This is a genomic window from Nitrosomonas sp. Nm84 (assembly GCF_003201565.1).
In the GTDB taxonomy this organism is placed as follows: Bacteria; Pseudomonadota; Gammaproteobacteria; order Burkholderiales; family Nitrosomonadaceae; genus Nitrosomonas.
The window spans coordinates 37,233-56,848 of record NZ_QJJP01000024.1; the positions used below are offsets into that span (position 1 = coordinate 37,233).

Below are 19,616 nucleotides of genomic sequence, written 5' to 3' on the forward strand. Positions count from 1 at the left end.
GTATCTATTTTTAACATTCATCTCAGCAAGTTAACACACTTTAATAAGTGCTTAGCTTCCTAAGATCCTTTACAATATGTGACTCTTTGCAGAGTAGAAAGCAAGGTAGAGCTGAAGATTGATTGAAGTCCAATAGAGCAAACAATCGTGCGGTACTATGCAGCTGCATTGGGTGCGACAGGACGCCCTGCCTATTCTGAGTTATTGCTATTTTGACGCCAGAGATTCTTACATATTAGAAATCAAGTTTATGTAATTATTAAATTATATTTTACAATATATTAATACTTAAGTTGCAGGAGATTGAATCATGCCATTAGAAGATGCGATCAGAGATCATCAGACGATCACTTCGGAAGGTCAACCGACAGAAACTTTGGTGGTTGGTGTAAAGAAAAAAGAAGTGCCCAATATTATTACAGGCAACGGTATCACTACCGAACTATGGCGACCGGATTGGGATGTGGGACCCGATCAAATACGGCATATGATTCACGTTATATTGCGAGGTAAATCTATTAGCGCTTGGCATATGCATGATTTTCAAGTTGACACTTTCTTTGTGATTAATGGATCGATTAAATTAGTTCTGTTTGATGATCGCGCTGATTCAGCGACAAGAGGTCAAACTAATGTCTTTCATCTCAGCCGTATGCGCCCCACATTAATCACTATTCCTCCCGGTATCTGGCATGGTTTGCAAAATTTGGATCATACCGAAAGTAGTTTTATTAATTATTTTAACAATCCTTATATTCACGCTGAACCGGATGAGTGGCGATTACCCTTTGATACCGACAAAATCCCCTATCAATTTCAGTAAATTATTAGAAAACTGCATAATCCTTCAAATAAACTGTTCAACCATCACTATGTGAATCTGTCATGCGGTTATTCGCTCCGCCGCGATTCTCCCAACGGCAAAAGGTTGAACTGCCTGCCTAAAATATCTATTCTTTCCATCATCGGATGCCGGGGCATAAATTTGTAGGCGTTAAAATATACCTAGCTCATCGTATCTACAACACTTGGGTAATGGCTTAACTTAGTCCAATACAATGATCCGCTTAACGTAACGACATTACCATCTCGTCCGAATATCCTAAGTAGCTCGTCTTTTTGTATCTGGAAGACTAAATGATTTGTGGATACATTCCGTTACTGGCAGTACCTTTTTATGTGGTCTAGATAACTAAATTATGGAAGATTACAATGGCATTGCCTCTTTCTTGCATGCTGTTAGCGCTGAGGAACTCATTTCATGAGCTATGGCAGCGACTTTGTTCTCACGTTATTTACCAATAATCCAGAGTTGGCTAAGGCTGGCAATGCGGCTGGCATTAATCGTATTGGCCTTGACCTGGAGCGAATGGGTAAGGAATATCGTCAGGAAGCCAAGAAAGCGTGGATTTCAAATCACCAGGTACACGAACTTGAGGCTGTTCGCGATCAACTGATGCAGTCAGCACTATTTGTCCGCACTAACCCCATTTATGCCGGTTCACGCGATGAAATCAATTATTTGATTGACCAAGGGGTAACCGTGCTGATGTTGCCGATGTTTCGCACAGTTAAAGAAGCGGCTACTTTCATTGAGTTTGTTGATGGCCGCGCATTTGTTTCTTTATTGGTTGAAACGGCGGCAGCTGCCATCCGTCTGCATGAGATTATCAAACTGCCGGGCATTGATGAAATCCATTTCGGCTTGAACGATATGTATCTGGATATGAAGCTAGCCAATCATTTCGAGGTATTAACCTCCGGCTTTCTGGATAGACTTACCGATATCGCATCGACGGCTGGAGTGCCTTATGGTTTTGCCGGCATTGGCCGACCTAACGACAGCCGTTTGCCGATACCCAGCGATTTAATCTATGCCCAATACCCACGGCTTGGCGCAACACGCGCACTGGTTGCGCGCGTATTCTATACCCCTGATTTTCACGCACTAAATCTCACACATGAAGTGAACGCTGCACGCGCTATGTTGGATCATTGGCATCAAGCCGGAGCGGATCGGCAGGCTGCCGCTTTAGAGCTATTACGTACCAAAGTAGCTGAATGGGTTGCTTGATTCGCTTATATTATATCTAGCAAACCATCCGATGATTGACGCACAACTTACTTTCTACGATACCTCGCGTGCTTATTATGCAAGCTATTATCTGCAGGGCTTCGATGAATTAGCAAAAAACGAAAAACTACCAATCAGCGTTGCCCACTCGCTTCCAGCACGTTTAAAATCGGCCATTCAGGACGCTGATTGGCAACATTTATTGTTTGCGATGGTGCTTTTTAAATTTCAGCAAGGCGATTATGAATGGTACTTTTGTATAGATACGCATGATGTCAATTCGGCCGATGTTACGAATCGTACCGGCGGGTATCATTTGCCACTGCTGCATAGCGTTGATGTCTACTTTAAGGTTAACTATAACCCGGATCAAATCGAATCCACATCAGTACTTAAAGATTTTAGTCAGAAAATTTTCAGCATCTCACAGTTTTTTCCAGTACGACCGGGATCGTTCCTGTCACTTAGTCGCAGAATGTTACTGACTCCAAGATTGTTTGGATTTAAACCGGGCATCAATTATAACGCGCCTTATAAGAATTATTTTACAGATGCCAAATTTCGCTTGCGTGATCTGAAAAGTTTTCAGCCGCTTGAACAAATCCTGGTTCATCGAGAGATTCCAAAGGATATCGACGTTTTTTTTGTAACCAGTTTTCGCCATAATTTTCGCCATGAAGAAGCCATGGAGCATCGTTACCAAGTTATCAAGAAACTTTCCAGTATAGATTCACTTAAAACAGCGACAGGTTTTTCAAGCGAAAAAGCGTTACCGGAGAAATATGTCAAGGTGATTTATCCACGCCTGAATCAAGTTGGCTATCTTGAAACTATGGCGCGTGCTAAGGTCGTTATTTATACACAAGGTATTGCCGGTTGCATATCTTCCAAATTCGGCTTAGCTATGGCGCTCGGGGTCGCTGTTATTGGCGAGCCTTTAGGAAATAACCCGGACCTGTTAATCGCAAATCCACATTTAAAAGAACAGTTTTCCTACTCAGATCCGGATGAAATTGTTGAGCGCGCAGTTGATCTTGTCAAAAACCCGGAACGAGCTCGCAGATTGGGCGCCCTGAATGCACACATGTTCGACAATCAATCGGCTCCCCGCCCTACTGCAGCATACATACTCCAAGTACTACAAAAATTCCAATTTCTCGATTCTTAATATTCAGCTAGCGAAAATCAGAATAGCTGAGATGAGCTGGCGACAATGGTGCATTTGAAAGCTATTTGCACTACCCCAAGCGGGCTGCTGTCCGATCCTTAGCGCGGTTTATCTGATTCCTGGTTTCCCATTATTTTCAAACGGTTTTGATTGGTTATTTGCTTGAGAAGCTCAGTTCTATGATGCGGCATAGGAATATTGTAGTACTATTTCCATTTGGATACTTATTGCCTATAGACAAGGAACATGCCGTGAGAATTGCCGCGTTACTTTTAATTATTTTTGGTTTACTGGGTTTACTTACTTCATGCGCTCATACTAATCCTCCTCCGATGGATATGCAGGAAGCTATTCAAAGAGCGACAACGCCTTGTGATCATGAAGCACTGGCTGAGCATTATGAAGAAACAGCCAAAGAATTGCAGTCAAAGGTAAAAGAATATAAGAAAATGCTTGAATCATATGGATCAGTTACTTTTAACTATGGGAAGGAGGGACTAGCATTGCAGTCTCAGTCTAAGAACTTAATTAACTTATACGAACAAGCTATAAAAGCTAATATGGATATGGCGGATTCTCATCGAGCCATGGCCGCAGAGATTAAATAATCTTAGTTGTACCAGCTCAGTTCGGTTTTTCTGTAGATTCCTCTTGTTGCTTCTTCCACTTGTCATAGCATTCAAGACCGCAGTAATACATGATGTAATCAGTAGCCTTCACGCTAGAAGCTTCAGATATCGGTATTTCTTTAAAACATACCTCACAAGCAACTTTTTCTGGCTCAATGAGTTTATCCCGCTCAATCATTTCAGTACCTCCTTGAGAGTTGAGATCAAATGTGTTGAATAGGATTATAAGTGACACTCCAGTCAATACAAGTGTTTAAACTGCCAAACGACTACCTCAGTCCGTGAAGTGAAATATCTGTCCCAATGAATGTTCGTTGCTTCTACTCAATTGCAAAAATTGGTGGTAAGAGTTGGCAATGTCGTTGTGGTTTGATTGAAAAGCCGACCTGTAAGTGCTCAACCCAATCGCATCATCCAAATTCCAATGTCCCAACTTATTTCCTTTGAAAAATTATTCGTGCGAGTCGTTATTTTGATATAGATCAATATAACTTATTGATATGCGTATAAATTAATAAATGGAGATTTAAATTACTATCATCGGTAGACGCAAAGAGTGTTTATGTGATCGCGTTTGAGGAGTTTCGTATCACCGTAAAACAATAATTTTTCGATGGAGCGAATATTAATGTGAATATTCAAATATCTAAATCCTTGGCGACAGGGCTATTGAGTTTAATGCTTTTTCTCATCGTCACCAGCGTGCTGTTCAAGCCGGCTACCGCACTGGGAACATTTACCGACTTTATCAGCGCTACCAATTTTTCCGTCATTGGTTCCGCAAGCAGCAGCACGCTATGGGCACAAACCTTTAACGCCGGAATGCAAAAAGACATAGGAAGTTTCTCCGGCTCCGGAACTTCAAGCCTACGCAATGCTGCTTGCAGGGCTTGGTTTGCTGGGTTTTGTAGCGTGTCGTAGAAAAGGCAATGTCGAGTAAATCAGATTTACATTTTTAGCTATAAATTTTTTTGGAGGAAGTGAGCATGATGAAAAATCTTTCTTTTGGCATGAAACTAAAATTGTTGATACCTATTTTCATGAGGGCATGGAGTCTCGTTCATACAAGTCACATTGCACGACTGTCGTTCTTTGGGTTCGCTATGCTATTGCTGGGTTCTCCGGTATATGCCCAAGACCAGTATTTGTTGGTCAGTAACCGGGAAGGTCGAGATATTTTGCGTTACAACGCAGATACGGGTGCTTTCGTCGACGTCTTGATCCCCGCTCAAACAGGCGGAATGAACGTACCCTATGGCATGACGCTTGGGCCCGATGGGAATTTATACGTTACCTCATGGGCCACCGAAATTTTCCCAGACAATGATCCACGCGTGTTGAAGTTCGACAGTCGTTCGGGGGATTATTTAGGTACATTCGCATCTGACAGCGCAATGTCAGCACCTGCTGATCTTGCCTTCGGGCCGGACGGGAACCTGTATGTGGCTGATGGCAGTGCCAACGTGTTTCGCTTCGATGGAAATACCGGTGCATCAATGGGTATCTTTGCTAGCGGAGATGCGGGGGATAGTTATCGGGGACTGGCGTGGGGCCCTGACGGAAATCTGTATGTTGGGACGGTGTCGGATCATTTCGATCGCTTCGATGGTGCGACCGGTGTTTCATTGGGAATCCTACCAACACCGCAAGCAAGTTCGATACATAACGTCGCTTTTGGTCCGGATGGATTGTTGTATGGCGGAGATTATTTTGGCAACAGCATCTATGCTTATAGCTCCGTTACCGGAGAACTCGTAAAGTCGTTTGATGGATTGAGCGGTGCCAATGGTCTGACATTTGATAATAATGGCGAGCTTTTGGTATCTAGCTATTTCGAAAACCAGATTGTCAGATTTGGAAGTGATCCGGGCTCTCCGGGAATTGTATTTACAAGCGGTCATCCGCTTAACGGCCCGCTTGATCTGGTGGTATTGGCGGTACCTGAACCTTCAACCTACGTGATGCTGCTGGCAGGCCTTGGTTTGTTAGGTTTTGCAGCACGCCGTGGAAAAACAGCGTACACGACAAATGAGCATTAATTTGTTATCTATCCTATAAGGAAATCAACCAATGAATACAAGTCGAATGGGTAGTTTGATTGCGTTATCGGCATTGGGTTTGGTTTTTGCCTCGCAATCCCAAGGTGCTGCGATCATTGATCCTCACACATTGATACCCCTGCAGAATGCGACGGCAACATTTAGTCAGCATTTAGCTGCAGATTTTACTCCCGACAAAACGATTGACGGCATCATTTCCGGTACGGATTGGACGTCGTGGGCTGTTTTCCCTGATCAGTTCAATATGCAAACGATTGTTTGGGAAACGAAGAACGATCTGACATTGAATCATGGCACTGTGAATTTCTTGCTTTTTCATCAAGAATTGCTGGCTGAACCAGGACACAGTTTGGGTCATTTCCGTCTTTCATATACCACTGATCATCGTGATCAATTTGCCGATGGGTTGGCAGATGGCGGTGATGTGACAGTCAATTGGATACCGATTGATCCTACAACTATGTCATCGACTGAAGGTGAAAATTTTACGCAACAGCCTGATTTTTCGATAGTGGTATCCGGTGGAGCGAATCAGTATCCCATTTATACCATAGGTAGTGACCTTACTGCGAACGCCATCACCGGGTTCCGGCTGGAAGCAATATCGGGCCGACAACCGCTTAACGGCAATTTCGCCTTATCTGAATTCGTGGTTTCGGCTGTACCGGAACCGGAAACCTATGCGATGCTGCTTGCAGGGTTAGGTTTGTTAGGATTTGTAGTGCGCCGCAGAAAAGAAATGGCCACTTGATTCAAATATGCGTGCCATCGATTGCGGGAGCCTTGGCTCCCGTTTTTGTTGCGTGGAAACAATCCGGGCAACCGCTGTGAACTTAACATCACCTGTGTGATGTAGTATAGAATTAAAACACAACTTTATTTTATAGAGCGATGTTGCTGTCAAAAATCAAATTAGAAGGAACCAGCATGTCTCGAGCACTTTTTGTTTTTATATTTTTTGTGATTACGCTTCAGGGTTGTGCCACCTCTAGAGAGGTGTTCCTTGCCGATGGGACTAGAGGGCATAACGTCAATTGTAGCGGCTCCGGATTGAACTATAGCAATTGTCTTGAGAAAGCGGGAGAAATCTGTGGTGCGCGCGGATATCACATACTCAATCAGCAAGGTGATGTGGTTCCTTTTTCCGCAGCAATCCGTGAATTTAGCGCAAGCGCACGGACAGCGTCAGTCGGATATTTGGCGCAGTCGGGTTCGGTTGTCACGCGTAATCTGTTTATCAAATGCAAGTAACGGGGTAGCGTGGATCTGAGTTAGTACAATCATGGGCATTTCTCCAATCAAGCTTATATCCGCAAGAAATCCAATGGAGCGGCTGCAATGATTCTTTCTGCTTACGTGCAAGCTGCGAAACCTGATGTCATTCAGGTATGGGTTGGTTTGTTCGGCACTACTGATCCGCCGCCTGTGAGTTTTCGCATCAATGACATTGTAGTACATCCGCTCGAAGCACCGATTATTGCAGCGATTCATGACCGAGAAACTGATGCTGCGGGCAGGTCGCTCAATCATCGCGGGATTTTTCGGTTTGCTGTGCCGCAAGCGGATGCCCTATACCGGATCGACATAGCAGCCGGCAGCGAGCGCTATGAGTTGTTAACGAGAAGCTTGCCGAATGCGATACCACCAAAATTGGATGGGAGTTTTAACCTGCTGCTGTGTTCATGCTATTACCAGCCTGAGGATAAAGATGGTTTGCTGGGGACGATCGTTTCGCAGATTAAAGTCCAACCGCATTTGATTGTCATGGCGGGAGATCAAGTGTATCTGGATCTTCCGTCATTTGAGGATTTGCCTGAAACTGATCCGGAAATATCCCAGCGCTTGGGTAAAAAGTACCGGCGCAACTGGTTGTCTACAGCACTGAATATTCCCGGCCTCGAACCAATTCTGACTCGCGCGCCGGTGGTTTGCATTCCGGATGATCATGAATTCTGGAACAATTACCCTTTTTCACAAAAGCAGCTTCCGAATACGTGGAATGCGGAGGGGCGGAATCTGTGGGCCGCTGCTGCAAAGGCGCTGTATGAAGACTATCAAGGTTGTTTGGATGCGGCGGGCGTGCTGCGCATCGACATTCAGCCATTGAAAATGTTGTTCGTTGATATGCGTTGTGGCCGTGATCGTAATCGTGATGAATCATTTCATTACTTGACGCGCAGCGATGACACGCTGGCCGCGATCAAGCGATGGGTGGATGACCTGATTGCCGCCAAAGCGGATCATCAGCCGGCGATTGGCGTCTTGTCGTCAGGGCAGGCGCTGTTCATTGATCAGCCGAGTGAATCGGATAGATCCATAATGGATGCCGAAATGAGCAATTACGCCGAGATGAATGACGTGCACGAGCAGCTCGAACGCCTCGCTGATGCGGGCATTCCGGTAATGTATTTGACCGGTGATGTGCACTGGGGGCGTGTTGCCACCGCGCGAGATCTGCAGAGTGATCGCACGCTGATGTATGAAATCATTTCTTCCCCTGCACGATTGTTTCGCACGCCATTACTGGATTCAGCGCATGAAGCATTGAATAGCCTAAAAAGTATGTTCGGCAACAGCGATACTTGGCCGCGTCATAGCAAACCGCTGAAAACGCCTGATCGCTTCGGCAAGAATCGCCATTTTTCCTTGAAAAGTGAGTTTGAACAAGCTGGCGATCATGTGGCGGTGGTATCGTTTACACAAGCCGGGGCTGGTGTGGAATTTCAAGTCAGCTACTACGCTATCCACAAGGACAAATCAATCGCGCAATCCAGAACGACCGGAAATTACCGGCTGCTATCCATTTAAATAGGAACTTCCATGCTGAGGCAAATTCGATCCAAAGATAAATCACCCAATTCCAATGTCACCAAGCTCAAACGCTCAAAAAATGAAGGAAATGTTGCGTGGTGTGAACGGGTGATGCAAGCAATACGTGCTGCGGACAAAAAAAATACTTATATCCTGCTACTCGGTGGCTCCGATACCATGGCTTTCCGGCTTCGTGTCGCACAGTCGCACTTGCGTGAAGATATGTTGCCTTCGTTCTGGTCGGAGGCGATGTTGCTTGCGCTGCAAGACGACAATCCGCTTCAATCTACAGACGCCATCTATGTGCCGCTGATTCAACCCGAGGGACCGGCCTTTTCTCCGCGTAACAATGGCGTCGTGGCGCGGCCATTGCGAGACTTTGACAATCCGGATTGTTATCCCAATATTGCGCTGATCGCACTGCCCGTAGCACAATCCATCGTTTTGAATTATGTCGAAAAATTCCGCAAATCACGCTCGACGCTGGATGCGCTGGAACATGTTGTGCGCTGGCTGGCGTACGCTTGGGGAGCCGGGAACATTGCAAATCCGCTGTATGAAAATTACGGATTGCCTTCGGCATGTATGCTGGAAACTGCATTTGCGGCAGCAAACCTGGATATTACGCCTGGACTCGAGTCACGCGTTTCCTGTCCGGAAGCCATTTGGGTAGCGGCACGTTTCTGGCAGAGCTACTTCAAGGAATTTAAAAGCGGCAATGAGCTTGTAGGGCGTTATTGGACGCCCCATGAGTATTTAATTGATGAGCCGAAGAGAAATATGCAGGGTTGATTGCTGGCGGGTGATTCTTTGGATTGCTCATCGCAAGGAATTCACTTATCTGGAACTATCAAGAACTTGCTCACTCGACACAAACAATCTCTGAAATATGCCGAAAAATCGAATGAAGTGAAAAACCGAACCAGTCTTGAGATTCTTCGTGGTGTGCGCCAATGACGGCGCCGGAGGCTTTTTTATCGGGGTACAGCAGCAGGGTGATCGATCGTGCTTTTTCATGGGCGCAATCAAATTCATACAATGATTTAGCTGCATGATATCCACCTTTTTGCTTGTTGTCGTAGCTGGATAATATCCAGATTCTTCTGAATTGCGCGTTTTTTTGCAAAGTCTGTGGGTCAAAATAATGAGTCTCACCTGGCTTTGCCGCAGCATCCACCGCAACCCACTCAGCTTGTGCAGCTGTGGCAGCTATTAGTAAGAGAAACATCGATAAGCATTTTTTCATCATTCATCGCTATAATTGTTGCGGTTAATCTGTTTTTCTTTTCCCAGAATTTTCAAATGGCTGATAATTGGCATTAGTTTGCTATTTTCCCGCAGGTTGTTACAAAAGTGCATCATTTTGCTATGAAATAGTTCCAACTGCTGGTGTTTTCAACTATTCTTAGCAACCATCTGGTCTAGTGTCTGGTTTTCTTTTGAGCGTTCAATCGAGTGACACAACGGCGTGCCTTTTGCACATTGATTATATCTGGAACAGCGGTATATTTTTACATGCATTTCTTACAATTGAATCGATCGCGAGGATTGCCTGTACTGAAAGAATTTCCAATGGATACTGGCAGCAACCGATAGCGTTATGAATATCCTTATCTGGAGTTAATTATGGAAGAACTGAATCAAGCCTGGGTCATGTTAAAGCTTGGCGGGATTATTATCGTGCCACTGTCTTTATTGGCGGTGATCGCTTTGGCAATTATGCTGGAAAAGGCATTCGTCTATTGGCGCTACGCGCGTCTTTCCAACGATTTGTTGAATCTGGTAGAAACGTATGGTTTTAAATGGAATGATCTGGAAAAAATACTTTCCGGGCTGGACAAGCGTCATTATTACAAGCGTTTCTTCGAGGTGGTGATCTCCAACCGGCATAAACCGGCGTGGTGGACGGAATCCCGCGCTGCCGATGAAGCGCAGATCATTGAAGAATCCCTGTCGCAACGACTTTGGGCCTTGGAAACCATCGTAACGGCTGCACCGCTGCTTGGTTTGGTGGGAACCGTGGTCGGTATGATGCGCGCCTTTCAGGTGATTGGCAGCGAAGGTGTTGTTAACCCCACGGCGGTCACAGGCGGTGTTGCAGAGGCACTGATTGCAACCGTGGTAGGCTTGGCAATTGCGCTGGTGGCGTTGTTTGGGTTCAATTATTTCTCCCGTTTGCAATCGCTGACATTGGATGAAATGGAACGCCTGGGTACGCGACTGATTGATAACATTCGCCTGGATCAACAGGATAATACCCATGAAGCTCCGTAAATCGCGCACAATCCACAAAGGCAAAATCGAGATCATTCCGATGATCGACGTAATGTTTTTCTTACTGGCAACATTTATGCTGGCTTCTTTGTCGATGCAGAATCTGGATTCACTGCAGGTTAATCTGCCCGAAGGTGAAGCTGAGAAGCTTAGTGCTGAAAAGCCGGTGACGCTGACGCTGACCAAGGACAGTAAAATATATATCAATCAGACGGTTGTCACGCTGGACACGCTGGCGAATACACTCAAACCATTACTTGCCGATTCCAAACAGAAATTGATTGTATCCGCTGATAGCGAAGCACCGCAGGGCGTTGTCGTGCAAGCCATGCTGCGCGCTCGATCGGCTGGTGCACAGCATTTTCTGATTGCAGTGAAACATAAATAGTACAGCAAACATGGCAAGTTCCAGATCGACAGAAATTCGCCTATGGTGGCCGTTGCCACTGGCCGCGCTCGTCTGGTTGCTGATTATCTGGGGAGTGGGTTTTTTGTTGTCATTACCGGAAGTAGAACCACTCACGCCGCCGCCTCCAATTGCCGCCAGCTTTATCGATTTAAACGAGACAGAAAACGCTAAAAACTCGCTTCCTGCTGCTTCGCAAAGTGCGCCAACACCACCTCAGGAACAACCTAAAGTTGTAGAAGAAGTAAGGCCGGCACCCAAATTGCCGCCGCTTCCTGCACAGAGTCCGCCTTCGCGCTCGCAACCTAAACCCAAAGCCGTTGAAAAGCCTAGTAAACCAACGCCAACCAAACCTGCCAAAGAAAAAATAGTCACCAAAGTGCCGCCTAAGGCTGCTCCAGATGCGCCGACAGATTTGTCCGAATATATTAATCAGGCCAAAGCGCGCCGCCGCGCGGAAGGCCTTTTTGATAACGAGGACAGCGCTGCTGCAAGCACCGCTGCGCCACAACCTTCTGCTGATGAAATTCGCATGGCGAATGTCAGAAGGAATTTGCAGGCTCCCGGCACCAGCGGTATTTTCCAAATTCTCCGTATCGGCCCGCGCACCGCGGAATTCTCATTCCGCGCCTGGACAACGGGAGAAAGCAACCCTAGATTACAAACGATTCAAGTCGATGCCGGGCAGGGTGGCAATGTTGAACGCGCTATTATTCGTCGTATGATTGAGTTGATTCGTCAATATTATAAAGAGGATTTTAACTGGGAATCTCATCGCTTGCACCGTGTCGTTGTGTTGTCCGCGCGAGAGAAAGATTCTGCTGGGTTGGAAGATTTCTTGATGCGTGAGTTTTTTGTTAGTCCTGTACATTAGCAAAATTTCATTTAAGAAATTCTTTCAAAAAGTCGTTAGCGTTTCTGGTAGGATAATTCCTCCGACATCTTTTCGCTACACTGTAAGTTACCTGATAAATAATAACCTTCTCAATTTCTCAGTTGATATTTTTTCATGACGGCAAGCAATTCGACCATCGAAGTTACTGTAGAAAATTTACAGCTAGGCATGTATGTCAGCGATCTTGACCGGCCCTGGCTTGGAACACCTTATCTTATCCAGGGCATCCTCATCCAATCTCAGAATGATATTGATGTACTCAAACGTTATTGCACGCGTGTTTACGTGGACATCGATAGAAGTGAGTCATGTATTGCTCGGCAACATGCTTCTCATGCAACATCGGGTATTTCTCAGGATATTGCGAATAGGCGTAAGCCACAGCAACTTCATGAAACTGAATCTCTTGGCACACTGCTGCAGCGAGTAACGACCTATTCAGATATTTGTACCGCGGAACAGGAGATTCCCGCAGCTACGAAAGCATATAACATTGCATCCACTTTGTTAGTCGACATCAATAGCAACATCAAACGCAACACCAAGTTTGATATTCGCGCAGCGAAGGAAGTAGTCGATACATTATGCGAAAGTATTATACGTAACCCCGATGCGGGACTTCTGCTCGCACAGCTCAAAACTACCGGAAAGGAACTTTACGATAGCGCCATTAAAACCTCGGTTCATCTGTTGGCCTTCGGCCGTCACCTCGGTCTTCCGCGCAAGGAATTGTCACTGCTTGGTTTAGGCGGATTGTTGATGGATATCGGAAAACAACGCTTGCCGAAAGAAATACAAACAAAGAGAAGTTTATTTCTCAAACTAAATGAACGCAAGTTGATGAAAGAGCATATTTTCTATGGGGTGGAAATTGTCACACAATTAAGCGACGCGCCGGAAGAAGTGGTCCAAGTTGTTCTTCAGCATCACGAGCGCGAGAACGGCAGCGGCTATCCGAATGGACTGCACGCCAATCAGCTACATCCCTATGGACGCATGGCGGCTATTGTTGATTGTTATGAGGAACTGATCTGGGGACAACCGGGCATGCCGGGTCTGAGACCATTTCATGCACTCAAGGAGCTTCGGGATAATGCGCAGAACGGGCTCAGTTACGCATTGGTAGAACAATTTGCGCATTGTATCGGCATGTTCCCGATCGGCAGTCTGGTTGAGCTTAACTCAGGCGAAATTGCAATTGTATTGGCACATAATCGTACGCAACGATTCTTGCCGCGTATCATGATCATTTGCGACGCAAAGAAAAAACCGTATGACGCTCCCTTGACATTAGATTTGCGCTTAGCTGGTACCAACTCGGCCGGCGTTCAATATGCGATTGTCAATGACCTATCTCAAGGTGCTCATGGGATTGATGCCAAAAAGTATTATTTATAAATTACCCAGACCGATTGCTTACCCTTATGACTGTGCTTGCTTATCAGGATTTCTTGCAAACAGCATCACAAAAATTGTCCGATTCACACAACATCGGCCGGAGAAATGCTGTGCTGGTAGTAAATTTTGAACGGCTAGCAGAGCTTGATGGTGTGCTTGGGTTTGCTATGGTCGACGAGATCATCCGGAAAATCTCCTGGCAACTTAGAGATTCACTGAATCCGGAAGACTTGGTTGGGGTAACCGGGCGCTATCAAATCAGCTGTTTGCTAGTTGATCTACTCACAGATGCGCACGCGATGTTGGCTGCGCATAAGATCCTGCGGATTTTGATGCACCCGTTTGTATCGGGCAGGCGCAGTATAGTCCTGGCAGCGCGCATTGGAGTGGCGGTTAGTAATCGAGATGATCACACACTCGATCAACTGATGAGTAATGCGAGCTTGGCAATACGTCAGGCAAGACTGGAACAAGAACCTATCAAGCTTTTTGTTGCGGAAATGGAAGACCCGCTCCTGTTACAGATAGATCTCTGGTCGGATTTGGGGAATGCAATTGAAACAAGAGAGTTATATCTGAGCTATCAACCACAGATTAGTACTACGAGTGGAAAAATTGAGTCAACCGAAGCATTGCTTCGCTGGAACCATCCAAACCGTGGACCAATTCGACCTGACAAATTGATCCAGGTTGCTGAAGGCACAGAGCTCATGTCTAAACTCACTTTGTGGGTTTTTCATACAGCACTAAGAGAATGTTCCGAATATCGCAAAGCCGGGTTGGATGCAGGCGTTTCGATCAATTTTTCTGCGGATGATCTGCGTGATCCGGAACTCCCTGAGCTTGTTTTACAGGGGCTAAGCCTCTGGGGCGTACCGCCTGGTAATGTGACTGTTGAATTGACCGAGACAGCCGTCATGGAGAATCATGTAGGTACTCTGGATACCTTACACAAGTTAAAGGATACGGGTTTAAGGCTTGCAATGGATGATTTTGGAACGGGCTATTCCTCAATGGCACGAATGTTGGATCTTCCACTGGACGAAATCAAAATCGACATGGTATTTGTCAAACACATGACAACCCGGCGTACGCATGACCGCATTGTTGACTCCATGATCAACCTTGCACATCGGCTTAATTTGTCGGTAGTTGCGGAAGGGGTAGAGGATTTTGCCACTTACGAACGTTTGCGCGCATTGGGTTGCGACATGATTCAAGGCTACTTTATCGGCAAAGCCATGCCGTTGCCGGAGCTGATCGAGGCTGTCGTCAATCAATCTCCCAAATTTCTGAAAATGACACTGCAGGACTCTGCTGATAATTAATGCCATTTATCACTGCTATGTCTTATATTTCACGCTGAAAACCACACACTTCGCCACCGCCTCTTCTTCCTCTTCCAATTAGCTTCCAAGTTAAATGATCTGCCAAAGTGCGTTTGCTGCATCCGCTTCCGCACTATAATAATGGTTTTAAAGCTGCAGATTTTATGACTACAATTAAACCGCTGCCCGAGTTATTGATCAACCAGATTGCCGCTGGCGAGGTAGTTGAGCGTCCTGCCTCGGCACTCAAGGAAATCCTGGAAAATAGCGTGGATGCGGGCGCAAATAAAATTATCGTGCAACTTCAACAAGGTGGCGTCAAGCAGATTCGTGTTGCGGATGATGGAACAGGCATTGCCAAAGATGAGTTGCTGTTGGCGCTGACACGTCACAGCACCAGCAAAATCAGCACATTGGAAGATTTGCACAGCATTACCAGCCTGGGTTTCCGGGGCGAAGCGTTGGCCAGTATCGCCGCCGTGTCAAAGCTCACATTAACCAGTTGCCAGACCGGGCAAAGCCACGCGTGGCAGATACAGGTGGATGGCAAAGCTGTTTCGCAACCGATGCCTTCGTCACTGACTTTGGGGACGATTCTGGATGTCGATGATTTGTATTTTAATATTCCTGCCAGGCGTAAATTTCTAAAGTCGGAAACCACAGAGTTCGCGCATTGTGATGAAGCATTCAAGCGTATTGCGTTATCCCAGCCTGGCGTTGAATTTGTTTTGCAGCATAACGGAAAAGTGCGCCGCCAGTTACGTGCTGGCAACTCAGCACAACGAATCGCGGCAGTACTGGGCGAAGAATTCAGTCAAACGGCAGCAGCGGTTGACGAGCAGTCGGCAGACATGTGTCTGCATGGCATGGTGGCACTGCCGGCATATGCCCGTTCATCGCGGGATGCACAGTATTTCTTTGTCAATAACCGTTTTGTCAATGACAGGCTGATTGCGCATGCTTTGCGCGAAGCCTATCGTGATGTATTGCATTTGGATCGGCATCCGGCATTTGTGTTGTTTCTGGAAATCGATCCGGAAAATGTCGATGTGAATGTGCACCCGACCAAAACGGAAGTTCGTTTCCGTGAATCCCGTGCATTGCATCAATTTATTTTTCATGTGATCAATAAAGCGCTAGCCTTGCCTAACCAAGAAGTAAGAGCAGATGAATCTGTGCTAACAACCCGATCATTACCTGCTTACCCGAGAAGCAATCATGCAAGACCGAATATTGTGTCGCAACCGACCAGTTTTTATCGCACCTTGTTTGGTACGCAAGCCAATACATACCCGGCAGAGCCCGCGAACATAACGTCTGCGACACAAGTGACAGTGGAATCTGATCAACCTGTTGCGGTGGAACAAGAACAGGACGTTCATCCACTCGGTTTTGCGTTAGGGCAATTGCATGGCATCTATATTCTGGCGCAAAATGCCCGCGGTTTGGTGGTTGTGGACATGCACGCCGCGCATGAGCGGATTATGTACGAAAAACTCAAGCGGGCGCTTGATCGTCATGAAATACCGATGCAATCGCTATTAATCCCGGTTACTTTTCACGCCGACAGCCTGGAAGTCGCGGTGGTGGAGGAAAATCAGGCAACGTTGGCGCAACTGGGCTTTGAGATTGCCGTACTTTCTCCCGTTGCACTGGCAGTGCGCGCACTGCCGGCTGCTCTCCAGGATGCCGATATTGTGCAGCTGGCTCACGATATTCTGCGGGAGATCCGTGAATATGGTGCGAGCCAGGTGCTAACCGCCAAACGCAATGAGATACTGGCTACCATGGCTTGTCATGGTGCAATCCGTGCCCATCGAAGACTCACTCTTGAAGAGATGAACGCGCTACTGCGCGACATGGAAATCACCGAGCGGGCGGATCAATGCAACCACGGTAGACCCACTTGGTTTGAAACCAGCCTGGCCGATCTGGACAAACTGTTTATGCGCGGAAAATAAACCAACTGCTGGTTAACGTATAAGCCCCAAAATGAAATAATCCCGAGATTTCTTGATTCCTTCGCATTTGTTAGCAAGGTAATTCCAGTCAGTTAAGTTTTTTTGTGGTATATCACAATTAACGTTAAGCTGTTACAAATGAAATGCGGGAATACTCAATTATTCAGTAACAACTTCAACTGAAATTTTTTTACGCAATTAAAGTAAGAAAGGGTTAATGCGATGAGTATGGATAAAGTGCCTGGCGATCCTCAGAATGCAATGAATCAGACTGATCCACTTCGTGAAGTGGATGCGCATGGTGAGGATATAAAGTCCGTATCTGATGATCCCGGTTTGCTGGATCGATTGATAGCATCTGTTACAAAGCAGATAAAAACCAACTGGTTCTGGATCGCTGCATATGGCTTTAATCTCGTATATCTCATATTTGCCCTTGTCAGAGACAATCAAGGAGGTGGCGCTTCATTTACCATCCCTATACTGCCGGGGGTCATTTTTACATGCATCATTTTCATACAGATCTATGCTGATCCGATCGAATCCATTCCAGCGGATGGAATGGATCAGGATGGAAGAAAGAAGTTAGAAGAGAAGAGATCGCAGCAAAGATATAGGTGGATGGTATTTGCGTACAGCTTTATGCTGCTGTCATTGATGTTAACTTTTTATCCATTTATCAAGCCTTTTCACGACCAATCAACTGAAAGGCTCCGCGATCTACCGATTGCTGTATTTATTGGTTGTTCCTTGGATAGTACAAACAAAAACTTAAGTTGTGTTAAATCAAAAGCTGATAGCGAAGAGAAGAAACAAGAAAATGAACAAGTTGTTGGAACATGGGCTATCAATATAGGCGGTTATGTCAGCAAATGCGAAGAAGACAAAAATGGCAATGCAGTTGCCTGCCAAGTCAGCGATGGCCTGCTAGTTCCACTCTATTTCATTATTCTTGCGCTGATGGGCGGTAGTATCAGCCTGACCAGGCGACTACCAGAATTGCAGAAGCAGGTGAGTGTAGAACATATCGCGACAGAGCGGCAGCCTAATTTGACGCAATTTGAATATCGTGAGTATCTGATCTTCCAAATCGTACAATTTATTTCAGCGCCTTTTCTAGCCATTCTTGCGTATTATCTGATTGAACCCAGTAATACAACCAGTTCGGTAGCGTTAGCTTTTACAGCGGGATTTGCATCAGAAACGATTTTGTTAATGATTCGATCCATCGCAAACAAGATTACTCCGGAAACCAGTGCTTTGCTGCAATATGGTGCAGTTGTCGGTGTCATTACCTTGAGTGATAAAAGTACAGGCGCTGAGAAGCCCGCCGAGAAAGTCGAGGTATTATTATCTGAGTCGCCACAAATTCATTCAATCACTGATGAGCGAGGATTTTATATGCTCGGTAATGTGCCGGTTGGCGAGCACAGCATCAGTATTAAATTCACAGTCACAGTAGACGAAAAAGAGGAAGAAAGATTAAAGAAAGATACGATAAAGATTGAGCGTGCTCAGGCCATTGTCAAAAAGAATGTAACAATTGAATGACCACGTTCAGCCTGTTAACTGAGTTTCAGACAACCGTCTTGCTGACAAAATCGAACATATATCATGAAAAAACTACTAGTTACTTTAACATTGACCCTTATTAGCACTGTCACGATGGCGGAATGGACCAAAGTGGACGAAAGTGATAGTAAAGGTGGTTACACTGCGTATGCGGATTTGGATTCAATTCTCAAAGCAGGCAATAGAGCTAAGATGTGGGCTTTATTTGACTATCGAATCGTACAGAAAGCTGCAGGCGTTGAATTTTTATCCGAGAAAATCCGACGTGAATATGATTGTAAAGAAAAACAGATGAGAAAACTCGCGTTCTCGTTATTCAGATGGAATATGGAGAGCGGCGACCTTATTCGCTCGTACAGCCAACCACAGAAATGGGAAATCGTGCAACCTGATAGCATAGACGAGGCTGAATGGAAAGTTGCTTGCAATGAATAGTTAGTCGGTTCCGCAAAATTCACTTAGCTGTGACGGAAGCGTGATTAAGGCTAGGTGGACCGCCTCGTAATAAATTGATCTGTAGTAACCGCAAGATCTGCTGCATGGTTTTATTCATTTTTGACTGGAATTTGATGAAAGCCAGCAGCAAGTACACACATGGCAATCCAGATCTGACCTTGCTCCGGTAGTTCGTACATCTTAACGCGCGTATTATGCGATTTTTCCCAACTGTGTCACAAGCTAATTTTGCTCAAACTTCATTGGATTGATGTAATTCAGTGTCGAATGCAATCTTCTGTGGTTGTAGTAGTTAAGCCAATCAATTACTTCATCCATTGCCTGACGACGTGTTTCAAATCGCATTCCATACAATCTGCCTACCTTCAACGATCCCCACAGGCTCTCAATGGGAACGTTATCCCAGCAGTTTCCTTTTCTGCTAATTGAGCTGCGCCGCCATACTCAACCAGTATGTTCTGAAATATGTAGCTGCAATACTGACTGCCGCGGATGCCCTTCTAAATGTCAAGCGGCAATCTGTGCGCTATTGATTAAATTATTTCTTTTTCTCAAAGTGTAATATACCTCTCTAGCGATATAAC

General features: G+C 45.7%; 20 protein-coding genes and 1 pseudogene. 18 read left to right on the forward strand and 3 right to left on the reverse strand.

Annotated features, from left to right (window positions below):
• Nucleotides 1-310: 310 nt before the first annotated feature.
• The 4 genes from C8R34_RS11940 (at nucleotide 311) to C8R34_RS11955 (ending at nucleotide 3,850) form a co-directional block, all read left to right on the forward strand.
• A complete protein-coding gene (locus C8R34_RS11940; protein ID WP_110340983.1) occupies nucleotides 311-823 on the forward strand; it encodes a cupin domain-containing protein in 513 nt (170 codons plus the stop codon).
• Between the two features lie 438 nt (nucleotides 824-1,261).
• Nucleotides 1,262-2,074 carry an aldolase/citrate lyase family protein gene (locus C8R34_RS11945; RefSeq protein WP_110340985.1) on the forward strand — a complete coding sequence of 271 codons (813 nt, stop codon included), beginning with the start codon at nucleotides 1,262-1,264 and terminating at the stop codon, nucleotides 2,072-2,074.
• Between the two features lie 31 nt (nucleotides 2,075-2,105).
• Nucleotides 2,106-3,242 carry a glycosyltransferase family 1 protein gene (locus C8R34_RS11950; protein ID WP_110340987.1) on the forward strand — a complete coding sequence of 379 codons (1,137 nt, stop codon included), beginning with the start codon at nucleotides 2,106-2,108 and terminating at the stop codon, nucleotides 3,240-3,242.
• A gap of 251 nt (nucleotides 3,243-3,493) precedes the next feature.
• Nucleotides 3,494-3,850 (forward strand): hypothetical protein, encoded by a 357-nt coding sequence (locus tag C8R34_RS11955; RefSeq protein WP_165872566.1) that lies wholly within the window; start codon nucleotides 3,494-3,496, stop codon nucleotides 3,848-3,850.
• Between the two features lie 16 nt (nucleotides 3,851-3,866).
• Here the strand turns inward: C8R34_RS11955 and C8R34_RS11960 are convergent, their stop codons facing one another.
• Complete coding sequence (locus C8R34_RS11960; RefSeq protein ID WP_110340989.1) at nucleotides 3,867-4,049, reverse strand: DUF3330 domain-containing protein; 183 nt, start codon at nucleotides 4,047-4,049, stop codon at nucleotides 3,867-3,869.
• A gap of 696 nt (nucleotides 4,050-4,745) precedes the next feature.
• Between C8R34_RS11960 and C8R34_RS17405 the strand changes: the two genes are divergently transcribed.
• The 6 genes from C8R34_RS17405 to C8R34_RS11995 all read left to right on the forward strand — a co-directional run bounded on the left by C8R34_RS17405 (nucleotide 4,746) and on the right by C8R34_RS11995 (nucleotide 9,534).
• On the forward strand, nucleotides 4,746-4,811 hold the full coding sequence (locus tag C8R34_RS17405; RefSeq protein ID WP_375342128.1) for a hypothetical protein: 66 nt from the start codon (nucleotides 4,746-4,748) through the stop codon (nucleotides 4,809-4,811).
• A 46-nt stretch (nucleotides 4,812-4,857) separates the two neighbouring features.
• Entirely contained in the window at nucleotides 4,858-5,910 is a 1,053-nt protein-coding gene (locus C8R34_RS17095) for a PEP-CTERM sorting domain-containing protein (RefSeq protein WP_110340993.1), read from the forward strand.
• Nucleotides 5,911-5,941: 31 nt separating this feature from the next.
• The gene (locus tag C8R34_RS17100; protein ID WP_258364484.1) at nucleotides 5,942-6,682 is read left to right on the forward strand and encodes an FxDxF family PEP-CTERM protein; all 741 of its coding nucleotides are present in this window, start codon (nucleotides 5,942-5,944) and stop codon (nucleotides 6,680-6,682) included.
• A gap of 176 nt (nucleotides 6,683-6,858) precedes the next feature.
• The gene (locus tag C8R34_RS11985; protein ID WP_110341023.1) at nucleotides 6,859-7,182 is read left to right on the forward strand and encodes a hypothetical protein; all 324 of its coding nucleotides are present in this window, start codon (nucleotides 6,859-6,861) and stop codon (nucleotides 7,180-7,182) included.
• An 87-nt stretch (nucleotides 7,183-7,269) separates the two neighbouring features.
• A complete protein-coding gene (locus C8R34_RS11990; RefSeq protein WP_110340995.1) occupies nucleotides 7,270-8,739 on the forward strand; it encodes an alkaline phosphatase D family protein in 1,470 nt (489 codons plus the stop codon).
• 12 nt (nucleotides 8,740-8,751) lie between these two features.
• A complete protein-coding gene (locus C8R34_RS11995; protein WP_110340997.1) occupies nucleotides 8,752-9,534 on the forward strand; it encodes a hypothetical protein in 783 nt (260 codons plus the stop codon).
• 70 nt (nucleotides 9,535-9,604) lie between these two features.
• On the opposite strand, the gene C8R34_RS12000 is transcribed toward C8R34_RS11995, so the two are convergent.
• Nucleotides 9,605-9,970: a surface-adhesin E family protein gene (locus tag C8R34_RS12000; RefSeq protein WP_258364485.1), complete on the reverse strand. Its 366-nt coding sequence runs from the start codon at nucleotides 9,968-9,970 to the stop codon at nucleotides 9,605-9,607.
• Between the two features lie 398 nt (nucleotides 9,971-10,368).
• Between C8R34_RS12000 and C8R34_RS12005 the strand changes: the two genes are divergently transcribed.
• The 8 genes from C8R34_RS12005 to C8R34_RS12040 all read left to right on the forward strand — a co-directional run bounded on the left by C8R34_RS12005 (nucleotide 10,369) and on the right by C8R34_RS12040 (nucleotide 19,011).
• Nucleotides 10,369-11,016, forward strand: a complete 648-nt coding sequence (locus C8R34_RS12005; RefSeq protein ID WP_110341001.1) for a MotA/TolQ/ExbB proton channel family protein — start codon at nucleotides 10,369-10,371, stop codon at nucleotides 11,014-11,016.
• Nucleotides 11,003-11,404 (forward strand): biopolymer transporter ExbD, encoded by a 402-nt coding sequence (locus C8R34_RS12010; RefSeq protein WP_110341003.1) that lies wholly within the window; start codon nucleotides 11,003-11,005, stop codon nucleotides 11,402-11,404. Before C8R34_RS12005 ends, C8R34_RS12010 begins: the two co-directional genes overlap by 14 nt.
• 10 nt (nucleotides 11,405-11,414) lie before the next feature.
• Complete coding sequence (locus C8R34_RS12015; RefSeq protein WP_110341005.1) at nucleotides 11,415-12,296, forward strand: hypothetical protein; 882 nt, start codon at nucleotides 11,415-11,417, stop codon at nucleotides 12,294-12,296.
• 135 nt (nucleotides 12,297-12,431) lie between these two features.
• Complete coding sequence (locus tag C8R34_RS12020; protein ID WP_110341007.1) at nucleotides 12,432-13,715, forward strand: HD-GYP domain-containing protein; 1,284 nt, start codon at nucleotides 12,432-12,434, stop codon at nucleotides 13,713-13,715.
• A 26-nt stretch (nucleotides 13,716-13,741) separates the two neighbouring features.
• Nucleotides 13,742-15,043, forward strand: a complete 1,302-nt coding sequence (locus C8R34_RS12025) for a bifunctional diguanylate cyclase/phosphodiesterase (protein WP_110341009.1) — start codon at nucleotides 13,742-13,744, stop codon at nucleotides 15,041-15,043.
• 164 nt (nucleotides 15,044-15,207) lie between these two features.
• Nucleotides 15,208-17,004 (forward strand): DNA mismatch repair endonuclease MutL, encoded by a 1,797-nt coding sequence (gene mutL / locus C8R34_RS12030; protein WP_110341025.1) that lies wholly within the window; start codon nucleotides 15,208-15,210, stop codon nucleotides 17,002-17,004.
• Between the two features lie 222 nt (nucleotides 17,005-17,226).
• Nucleotides 17,227-18,555, forward strand: coding sequence for a hypothetical protein (locus tag C8R34_RS12035; RefSeq protein WP_132467099.1), 1,329 nt, complete (start codon nucleotides 17,227-17,229; stop codon nucleotides 18,553-18,555).
• A 63-nt stretch (nucleotides 18,556-18,618) separates the two neighbouring features.
• Entirely contained in the window at nucleotides 18,619-19,011 is a 393-nt protein-coding gene (locus tag C8R34_RS12040) for a surface-adhesin E family protein (protein WP_110341013.1), read from the forward strand.
• A 243-nt stretch (nucleotides 19,012-19,254) separates the two neighbouring features.
• Here the strand turns inward: C8R34_RS12040 and C8R34_RS12045 are convergent.
• A pseudogene (locus tag C8R34_RS12045) lies at nucleotides 19,255-19,523 on the reverse strand (integrase core domain-containing protein); the annotation flags it as partial.
• Nucleotides 19,524-19,616 lie beyond the last annotated feature (93 nt).